This is a genomic window from Streptomyces sp. NPDC050121 (assembly GCF_044460385.1).
GTDB lineage: Bacteria > Actinomycetota > Actinomycetes > Streptomycetales > Streptomycetaceae > Streptomyces > Streptomyces soliscabiei.
Genome location: NZ_JBITJV010000087.1, coordinates 1 through 10,387 on the forward strand (window position 1 = coordinate 1; position 10,387 = coordinate 10,387).

General features: G+C 70.1%; 4 protein-coding genes and 1 pseudogene. 3 read left to right on the forward strand and 2 right to left on the reverse strand.

All coding sequences use genetic code 11. The features are described from left to right. Positions 1-1,053: 1,053 nt before the first annotated feature. Positions 1,054-4,740, forward strand: coding sequence for a DNA-binding protein (locus tag ACIBTS_RS48830; protein WP_399328389.1), 3,687 nt, complete (start codon positions 1,054-1,056; stop codon positions 4,738-4,740). Here ACIBTS_RS48830 and ACIBTS_RS48835 read toward each other — a convergent pair. Further along, the gene (locus ACIBTS_RS48835) at positions 4,682-5,386 is read right to left on the reverse strand and encodes a hypothetical protein (protein ID WP_399328391.1); all 705 of its coding nucleotides are present in this window, start codon (positions 5,384-5,386) and stop codon (positions 4,682-4,684) included. The genes ACIBTS_RS48830 and ACIBTS_RS48835 overlap by 59 nt on opposite strands. A gap of 403 nt (positions 5,387-5,789) precedes the next feature. Continuing rightward, complete coding sequence (locus tag ACIBTS_RS48840; RefSeq protein ID WP_399328393.1) at positions 5,790-7,268, reverse strand: MFS transporter; 1,479 nt, start codon at positions 7,266-7,268, stop codon at positions 5,790-5,792. Positions 7,269-7,513: 245 nt separating this feature from the next. Between ACIBTS_RS48840 and ACIBTS_RS48845 the strand changes: the two genes are divergently transcribed. After that, positions 7,514-8,458 (forward strand): helix-turn-helix domain-containing protein, encoded by a 945-nt coding sequence (locus tag ACIBTS_RS48845; protein WP_399328395.1) that lies wholly within the window; start codon positions 7,514-7,516, stop codon positions 8,456-8,458. Between the two features lie 219 nt (positions 8,459-8,677). After that, a pseudogene (locus ACIBTS_RS48850) lies at positions 8,678-9,334 on the forward strand (IS701 family transposase); the annotation flags it as partial. Positions 9,335-10,387 lie beyond the last annotated feature (1,053 nt).

Consider the following 10,387-nt stretch of genomic DNA (forward strand, 5'->3'; position numbering starts at 1 on the left):
CCGCAGCCGGCTCCGTCGGCATCCCGACTACGGGTACGTCACCCCGCTCGAAACGAGATCCTTGCTCAGGCAGAACCTCGTCCCGGCAGCGTAGACACCCGCTGTCCAGTTCGCGGGGGGAACTTCAGACTGACGTACCGCCAACTTGAGGCCAAGGCCACCGCACACACCGACACACTCCCGGCCGGCACAATCGCAACCACTCTCGGCCGCGCCACCTCCGTGATAGACCAGGCAGTGGCCAGCGGTGAGGATCGAGTCGCGGCTGCCGCTCGACACGACTGTTCCGGTGCAGCTCAGGTCCTTGCCGGCGAGGTGGTAGAAGATCTTGCCGACACGCTTGGGGTGGCCTACCGACTGGGGCGCCACGTCCGAGGCGGAGTTACCGCTCGCGGCGTCCGCTGCCCTCATACGCTGCGGAGTCCAGTACCGCTCGGCGGCAGCGGCCTGAGCGGCACTGACGTGACCCCTCACGGTCGTTGTCGTCGCCGGGATCGCATGGGTGACGGGGGCCGCTGGGACGGCGGGAGCGGCGGCGACCAGGCCGCTGCCGCCCAAGAGCGCGGTGGCGGCGGCGAGTAGCGCGCCGCGGGAACTCAGGGAGACCATGCTTACCTCCGATGGAAGACCAGCCGAACCCGGGTACGTACGTGCGTTAGGTCCGGCGAAGGAAACGCAGACGATCGAGATCCAAGGCCACGCCGACTGGCGCGGTTGGATCACCGTTCATTGCCTTGCATCACCGAGTTCAGCGGGTCGGGAAATGAATGGGCAGCCAGTTCTGCTGCCCTGAACAGTGGACTCGCCAGGTCGCGGCCAGGCGCTGCGGCAGTGGCCAAAGCAGACGCCCTCGGATTGCACTCCTGCCACGAGGTTGCGTACCTTGTCCGGCCTCGCGCCGCATCCACGGGGGAAGCGGGCGGCTAGAGGGGTGAGCTGGCGATGGCGGGACGTCCTGAGAGCCCACTCGATCCCACCACTGGGCCGGTAGCGCGGTTCGCGGCCGAGTTACGCAAACTCCGGGCGGAGGCCGGAAGTCCGACCTACCGGGTGATGGCGCAGCGCGGGGGTCAGGGGACAAGCACCCTGTCGCAGGCCGCCAGCGGTGAGCGGCTGCCGACCCTGCCCGTCATGCTGGCCTATGTCAGGGCGTGCAGCGGTGATCCGGAGGAGTGGGAGGAGCGCTGGCGGCAGGCGGCCGCTGAAGTAGCGGCGGAACCCCGGACCGAGGATGAGGACGTCAAGCCTCCGTACCGAGGTCTGGCCCGTTTCGATCCGGGCGACACCAATCTGTTCTTCGGCCGCGACGAGCTCACCGACCGCCTGGTCGAGCTGACCCACTCCCGTCGGTTCACCGCCGTGTTCGGCCCCTCAGGCAGTGGCAAGTCCTCTCTACTGCGTGCCGGCCTCATTCCCCGCCTCCGCACCCCTGCCCCGGCCGGCCCACAGCCAGCCGCGCTGCGCGTCCTCACTCCTGGCGAGCACCCCCTGCGCACCCATGAGCAGCGGCTGACCCCCAAGGACGGCAACGGGGACACGTGGCTGATTGTGGACCAGTTCGAAGAGCTCTACACCCTCTGCCACGACCCGGACGAGCGCGACCAGTTCATCGACCGCCTCCTGACCGCTACCGATCCCGGGAGCAGACTGCGCGTCGTCATCGCCGTACGCGCCGACTTCCTCGGCCGCTGCGCCGAACACCCTCAGTTGACCGCCGCCCTGCAGGACGGCACCGTGCTCGCCGGGCCGATGAGCAGCGACGAACTACGCCAGGCCATCGTCAAACCAGCACAAGCCACAGGGCTGATTGTGGAACGCGCACTGACGACGCACATTCTCAACGAGGTCGAAGGGGAACCTGGGGCCCTGCCGCTCATGTCGCATGCATTGCTGGAAACCTGGCGGCGCCGCAAGGGCCGAGCCCTCACTCTCGAGGCCTATGAATCCCTCGGCGGCCTGCACGGTGCCATCACTCGCACCTCCGAAGACATCTACGACCGGCTCACGCCAGCCCAGGCCGACCTCGCGCGTCGGATCCTGCTGCGCCTGGTCACCCCGGGAGACGGCGCACCCGATACCCGCAGACCCGCCCACCGCGAGGAGTTCGGCTTCGGCGAGGCCACCGACACCACGACCGTCATCGAGCAGCTGGCCCGTGCCCGACTGCTCACTCTGGACGGCGAGCAGGTCGACCTGGCTCACGAGGCACTCATCACTGCCTGGCCTCGTCTTCGGAGTTGGATCGACACCGATCGTGAGCGGCTGCGTACCCATCGACGGTTGACGGAGGCCGCCGCTGCCTGGGACGCGCTGGACCGCGATCCCGGTGCTCTGTACCGGGGCACGCTCCTGGCCGCAACGGAAGAGGCGTTTCCCGCCCAGGATCGGGAAGCGGTCCTGACGGCCCTGGAGGGCGCGTTCCTCACCGCCAGCCTGCAGGCCCGGCGCCGTGAGCGCGCCCGTCCGCGCATCCTGGCCACCGTGGTGTCCGTCCTGGTCGCGCTGGTCCTCACGGCGGGAGTGATCGCCTGGCAGCAGAGCCGGACCAGCACCGTGCAGCGCACCCAGGCCACCGCCCGCAGGGTCGCCGCCCTCGCGGACAGCCTGCGCTACACCGACCCGGTCACGGCCATGCGGCTCAGCGTCGCCGCCTGGCGGATCGCCGACACGGTCGAGACGCGCTCCGCCCTCATCGGTGCCCTGGCCCAGAAGGAACAGGACACTTTCGCGCCCTCCGGCGACGACGTCAGCCAGTACTTCATGACCCCCGACACCCGCACCCTGGTCGCCGCCGGGGGCGACCGCGTGGTGCGCTGGGACGTCAGGACGCACCGCAGGACCGGCACTTTCCGCGGCCTGGGGGAGAACGACATGTACGACGTACAAGACGTGAGCCCCGACGGGCGCTACCTCCTGCTGCTGGGCACAGACGCTCGCGTATGGGACATCGTCGCGGGCCGGTACACCGGGGCCGTCATCCCCCTGCACACCGTCAGCTCCGGGGGGTTCGACACCGGCGGGCACACGTTCGACGTCACCGACAACTTCGGCGGCATCAACCGCGTCCAAGTATGGGACTGGCGACGGCACCGGCTGCTGTTCGAGCGGCAGGGCCGGCAAGTCCAGGGCGTGACCATCAGCCCCGACGACCGCTTGGCCACCATATGTGAGACGGGCCGGCCGATGCAGGTGTGGGATCTGGTTCGGCACCGTACCCTGCCCACGCCCGGCGGACCCAAGGGTACCGAAATGGGGTGCTCCGCCCTCTTCAGCCCCGACAGCCACCAGATCGTCGCCGCCATGCCCGAGGGAGGACTACGTCTATGGAACCTCCGACCTGACGCCCCCGACCCGCACAAGGGCTACGACATTCCCACCAGTTTCGGTGACGACGCCGGGGCCGGCTACACCGACATCGCGGACATGTCCTTCAGCCGGGACGGCCGTTTCCTGGCGACCGCCAATGACCAGGAGATCCGGCTGTGGCGGCTGTCGGCAGACGCATCCGGCCCCGTCTTCCGCTACTCGCTGCCGTCCGGGGGCGACCAACGTCTGGGTCTCCTGGGGTCTCTCGGCGTGGATCCGGACGGCCACACGGTCCGCTACATGACACAGTCCGGAGAGGACTCCGTGACGGGAACTACGGTGCGCACTCTGTCGGTGCGTGACGCCACCGCCCCTGGTTGGCGTGACGAACAACGGCAACGGACTCAGTTCAGCCCGGACGGCCGAACGCTGGCCACCACGTGGCGCAGCGGACACATGAGCCGCTTCCGTCTGACGGACGCCCGCACCGGCCGCACCCAGGTGGACCTGCCGGGCATACCGTGCCCCGCAAACCCGGACGAGCCGGGAGACGGGCCTCAGGACTGCGGAGAGCTGATGGCCTTCAGCTCCGACGGCAGCACCTTCGCCTACACGGCCAGTACCGGCGAGGACTCCCGCACCACACAGCGGGCCGGCGTGTGGGACGTACGCGCCCGCCGCGCCCGCGCGACCGTCGACCTGGGCCGCCCCACCAACGCCCGGGGCGTCGTCAGCGCCATCGCTCTCGGCCCGGATGGCCGAACCCTGCTGATCTCCCGGCTGACGGACAACTACCACATCGAGTCCTGGGACATCGAACGCGGTGTCAGAACCGGAAGGCCGTTCACCGGCGGAGGAGAGGTACTTGCCGTTCGCCCCGACGGCACGTCCATCGTCACCTCGGACGGACACATCGGCGATCTGTCCTCGCGGCGCCTCACCAGCCGGCGCCTCGCACCGGACACGACCACGGCACTCGTCTTCAGTCCGGACAACCGCTACCTGGCCGTCGGCGACCAGTCCGGCCGGGTGACCCTCTGGGACGGCGAGGCCACGCATCGACTTGCGGTACTGGCCGGCAGTTTCACCGACGCCCGGCAGGACTCCGGCGCAACCGTTCAGTCCCTGGCCTTCTCTTCCGACAGCCGGACGCTCGCCGTAGGAGGCGACGACGGCACCCTCCAGCTGTGGGACGTCCCTTCCGGCCAACGGCTGGGCTCGGCGCTGCCCACGGCCAACGAACCGATCCTGTCCGTGGGATTCGACGAGGACGGCAGAACGTTGCGTATGTCAGGCCTGTACGTGCCGCTGCACGCCTATCCCACCGACCTGCCCTCCCTCGCGGCACGAACCTGCCGCCGTGCCGGGCACGGATTCACTCACACCGAGTGGAATCAGTACGTCCCGGAACTGCCCTACCGCAACATCTGCTGATGGGCCGCCAGAAGTCAGTCTCGTCCGGTGCGAGCGGACCGCTGGAACACCATGGATGGATAACGCCGTGTGACCTGCGGGAAGCGCATCCAATGGTACGTACGTAGCCCTGAGGCCCGAGCTCATCGTCGGTGAATACCGTGTCCGGGTCGTACGGTCCGGCGATGTGGCGGGCGAGTCTGGCTACCTGGGTGGCCAGGACGGTCACCAGGTCAGCGCTTCCTACGGCCCCGCGGGCGAGGACCAGAGCACGGGCCGCGTCATCGAGCCGGTCAAGGGCGGACTCGTCGACGAGGCCGAGCCGGTTCGCCAGGACGTGGCGGACGATAGCCACGATGTCACCGAGAGGCTGGTCGATGTTGAACTGCAGACGCGCCGCGTAGCTGTCCTTCAGGATCGCCGGGAGCTCCGGCGGGATCACTCCTTCCTCCCTCCACTGGTGATAGGGGAGCGGTCCTGCGGCATCACGGCGCGCACGATGGCGATCGGTGGAGTTGCCGGCAGCGGTGCGGCAGGGGCGGCCGACGGCCGCACCGCAGTTCGGGCAGGCCACGTTCCGATACCAGGCTCGGACCCGCAAGAAGGGCTGGACGTTCTCGTCCCAGATCCAGCCCTCTACCACGCGTACCCGGGCGCTCTCTGCCATCTGGCCAGAGTGCTACATGCGGCACGTTCGCTCCCTGCCATATGTCCGTTCACGGAACTGCGGACAGAGCCTTGAATTTCCCCACCCGGTACTCAGCAGGTCACCAGAACTGCTCACTCTGATTCCCCATCCGCATGGGCCGGTCCGTGTCGCCGCAAAGCAGCTGTGCGTGACACCCAGCCCGTGCCGTCGGCCGCGCTGTCCTCGGCGAGGATGCGATCGACGCTCGCGACCGAGAGGCGCTTGTCCTTGTTCTTGCCCGAGATGATGACGAGCTGCGCCCGTACGCCTGCTACAGCGAGAGAGGTTCACCCCTGAACTGTGTGAGGCGGGGCGGCGCGACGGGGACGTGCTCGTGGACCTGGAGCGGCTGTAGGCGGGCGCGTGGAGCCGATCGATGGGGTCAGCCACGGGGCAGGAGGAGGCGGGAGAGGGCGGCGGTAGCGAGGAGGAGGGCGGCGACGATGAAAAGGCCGATGCGCATGCCCGGGAGGGAGAAGCCGCCGCCGGGGCCGGCGAGCAGGCTGCCGAAGAGGGCGACGGCAAGTGCACCGCCGGTCTGGCGAAGGGAGTTGAGCAGCCCGGACGCGGTCCCTGCTCGCTCCTGCGGGACGGCGTCCATGAGCAGCGCGGTCAGCGCGGGCACCGCGAGCGCCCCGCCGACGCTCAGCGGCAGCAGCAGGACGAGCACCAGCCATACCGGGGTGTGCGCGGCCAGCGGCAGCATGGCCAGCATCGCTCCGGTGAAGACCAGCTGCCCGGCGACGATCACCGGCCGCCGCCCGATCCGCTCTGCCAGCCGCGGCGACACCAGGTTGGTCGCCGTCACCACCGCCGACATCGGGACGAACATCAGTCCGGCCTCTATCGCCGACATCCCGCGCAGCTGTTGGTAGTACAGCCCGAGCAGGAAGATTCCGCCGTAGAAGGCGGCGTTGACGGCGAAACCGACCGCGAGCGGGACGGCCACTCGGCGGTCCGTCAGCATGCCCAGCGGGACCATGGGTTGGCGGTGCCGGGCCTCCACCATGCGGAAGGCGCACCCGGAGGCGAGGGCGATCGCGGCAGCGGCCAGCACGGGGCCGCTGGTCCAGCCCAGGTGGCCGCCCTCGATCACTGCGAAGGCCAGCCCGGCCAGGGTCAGTACGGCGGTGAGCTGGCCGCCGCCGTCCAGTGCGGCGGGCCGGCGCGGGGAGCGCGGCACCCGGACCAGCAGGCCCAGGATCACCGCGCCCACGGGGAGGTTGAGCAGGAAGACCGCTCGCCAGCCGGCCGAGTCGGTGAGCAGCCCGCCCAGCACCGGACCCGCGGCCATCGCCACCGAGCCGCCGACCGTCCACAGCGCGATGGCGCGGGCACGCGCCCGGGGGTCCTCGTAGGCCTGCCGGATCAGCGCCAGCGAGGCCGGCATCACGACCGCGGCGGCGGCGCCCTGCGCCACGCGTGCGCCGACCAGCATGCCGATGCCGGGCGCGAGCGCGCAGCCGAGCGAGGCGAGGGTGAACAAGGCGACGCCCCATGCGTAGGCGCGGCGGGCGCCGGTGCGGTCGGCGAGGGCTCCAGCGGAGAGCATCAGGGCCGCGAACATCAGGGTGTACGCGTCAACCACCCACTGCAGCCCGGCCATCCCGCCACTGAGGGAGTCCCGGATCGCGGGCAGCGCGATGTTCACGGCCGAGACGTCGATGGTGATCACGGTGAAGCCGAGAAGCGAAGCGACCAGCGCGACGCCGCTCCGCTGCGACACGGCGGGTGCCTCGGCAGGCGGCGCGGTTGGCCGGGCTCGGCCCGGCTGTCGTCGCCGCAGCTCGGGCGCCGACGGTTCCGAGTCGTGCCCGGGGGTGGAGGCGGTCGACGGGGACGGGGCAGGGGTGGCAGGCATGGTGAACTCCTGGGCGACTGCAAGGGACGGCTTATCAGAGATGACCGGGCGGGCGGCCGCAGCCCGCCGGGGCCGCGGACCGGTGTCTCGCACCCCCTGGGCCCCGGCGGACGGGCCGCCCGCTCCGCCGGATCAACTCTCCGCCCGCGCGCGGCCGCCCGGAAGGCCGCGCTGTGCCCGGGGTGCGGCGTTCCAGGCCCTGACACGGCCCCCCACGCTCTTTCACTTCCTGCGACAATGGCCGAATGGCAGCAGCAGCGGATACGAGGGGCACGGAGCTCGGCCGATACCTGAAGGCCCGCAGGGCGCAGGTACGCCCGGAGGATGTCGGTCTCCCGGCCGGTGCGGGCCTGCGCCGCACTCCCGGACTGCGCCGGGAGGAGCTGGCCGCGCTGGCCGGAGTGAGCGTCGACTACTACATCCGCCTGGAGCGCGGCCGGGAGACCAACCCCTCCCCAGCCGTCGTGGACGCTCTCGGCCGCGCCCTGCGGCTGCGTGGCGACGGTTACGAACGCCTGCACGAACTTGCGGAAATGGCCTCAGGCCGGCCCTCCGAACTGCCGGCCTGCTCGGACCACACCGTCCGCGACTCGGTGCTGCGGATGCTGGAGTCGGTGCGTCCGCTGCCCGCCTATGTGGTGAGCCGCTACAACCGCGTACTGGCCGCGAACCCGCCCGGCCGACGGCTGATGCCCGGACTCTGGGACTGGCCGGAGGACCAGCGCAACCTGACCCGCTATCTCTTCCTCCACCCGGTCGGCCGGACGCTCTACGAGCCGTGGGAGGAAACCGTCGCCCTCTCGGTGGCGCATCTGCGGGCGGTCGCCGGGGCCGATCCGGACGATCCGGAGCTGACCGCGCTCGTCGGCGAACTGATGCTGAAGTCAGCGAAGTTCGCGCAGCTCTGGGAGCGGTACGACGTCTGCGAACGCGGCGGCGGGCAGAAGTGCTTCCAGCATCCGAAGGCCGGCCCGATGACCCTGACCTACGAGGTCATGCGACTGGCCCGGACGGGCGGCCAGCGCATGGTGGTCTACCAGGCAGCCCCCGGCACCCCGGACGAGACGGCCATGCTCCGCCTGGAGTCCGCGGACACCCGACCGGAGTCGGCGCCCTCGGACCATCCCGAGCCAGCCTCCGAGCCCCACCTCGCCAGCATGCCCTCCCCGGCCCACGCCTCCGCCGGCTGAGCCCGGACCGCCACCCGCGCCTCTTCGCGCACCTCGACCCCCCGCGAAAGCGCGGTTAACGGTGAACCCGGTGCTGGTTCGACCGCATTCTGACCATCCGATATGAGCCGCCCCGTTCACCGGATTTGGGCACTTCCATGGAACCTGGATATGGGGCGCCTATCTAGTAGTGCTCCGTTAGGTCTGCCTGTCGGCCGTGTTCAGCGGCATGGTGGGGGTGTGGACGCACATGAAGTGAACCGTGCTCGGGCGAAGGTGGCGTTATTCGTAGCTGATGTGTTCGCATCGGTGCCGCGCAAGGACCAGCGGGCGAAGGGTGACTGCTATCTGCGGGGGCTGATGCTGGACGGGCGGCGTAAGTCGATCCAGCCGATGGCAAAGCGGCTGCCGGATGGCAACGAGCAGAACCTGCAGCAGTTCGTGAACCAGTCGACCTGGGATCCGGTGCCGGTGCGGCGGCGGATCGCGGAGCGGTTGATGCCGCTGATCGGCCCGGATGCCTGGGCGGTCGATGACGTGTCGTTCCCGAAGGACGGGAAGATGTCGGTGGCGGTCGCGCGCCAGTACTGCGGGGCGCTGGGCAAGCGGGCCAACTGCCAGGTCGCGGTGAGCGTGCACGCGGTCTCCGATGCCGCGTCCTGTCCGCTGCAGTGGCGGTTGTTCGTGCCCCAGGAGTGGGCGGACGATCCGGTACGGCGGCACAAGACCGGGATACCGCAGGAGATCGGGCACCGGGAGAAGTGGCGCCTGGCCTTGGACAGCATCGATGAGCTGGCCGGGTGGGGTCTGGTGCCGCCGGTGGTGGTGGCCGATGCCGGCTACGGGCAGAACGCCGACTTCCGCGACGGCCTGGACGGCCGGGGCATCGGCTACGTCGTGGGCATCGTGCGCCGTCTGGGAGCCGGAGTAGGGCTCAGGCCACAGGTCCAGGATCACGAAGACGTCGCCGATGTCCTCCGGCACATGGAAGCCGTCGGCTGGGGCCAGGCCCTCGTTGGACTACGGCCCTGCAGGTCACCGGCTCGGCTAAGGATTGTGCAGGTCACTTCGTGTTCATGCTGCGGGTCTACTCGCATAGACGTGGGTGGTGGTGTCATGTCGTCAAACGAGGACTACGACATCCGGCGCGCGTGATCCGGATGTCCCGGCGACGGGGCGGGGTCTCCACCGCGTCCTGCCCCGTGCGGACGTGACCGTCCACCCGCACGATGCGCGGCCCACCGCCCCCCACCGACTACTGGCTGTCCAACCTGCCCGCCGCCACCGCGCCCCCCGAACTGGTCCGACCGCCGGCCTGATCGCCGCTTCGGCCGGCGCCGCCCAGGCGTCGACCTGCCCAGCTGGACGTCGGCGGAGGAGGCGAATGAGATCGCTTGCTTCCAGCTGCTGCTGGACGCCGTTGTGGAATTGGCGGGAGTCGTCGTCACCAGCGGCGCGATGCATATCCGGGGCGGGCGCGGCGGCTGCCTCCTCGGCCAGGGTGTCCACTGCGTCGTGATCGTCAAGGGCGGGCAGGAGAAGCTGGGCCGGCAGCTCAAGTCCTTTTCCTGGAAGGGCATCGTGCTGCAGGGGCGTACCCGGGGCGCTGCCACGGTCGCTCGGAGATCTGCCGGATCAAGGCCGCCACCGTGGACGGCCTTTCCTTCCCGGGCGTGGCGGCGGTGCGCGCATGCGGCGCGTTTGCCGCTGCTGCCCGGCGGGCGGGCGGGGAAGCGTGGGACGGCTGTGCCGCGAACGCCGTGATCCTTGTGGGTCTGGGCGGTCTGGGCGGTCTGGGCGGGTGTCGGGGCGTGCCATGCCCGTGCGCGCCTTGCTCGTGTCCCTTCGGTCACGGGGGTGGGAGAGGGCTGCCGTACGCGGCGTGCGGTTCGGGTCTTCCTCACCCGTTCGGCGGTGCCCGGATGCCGGGAGGCCGGCCGGGGGCGTCGT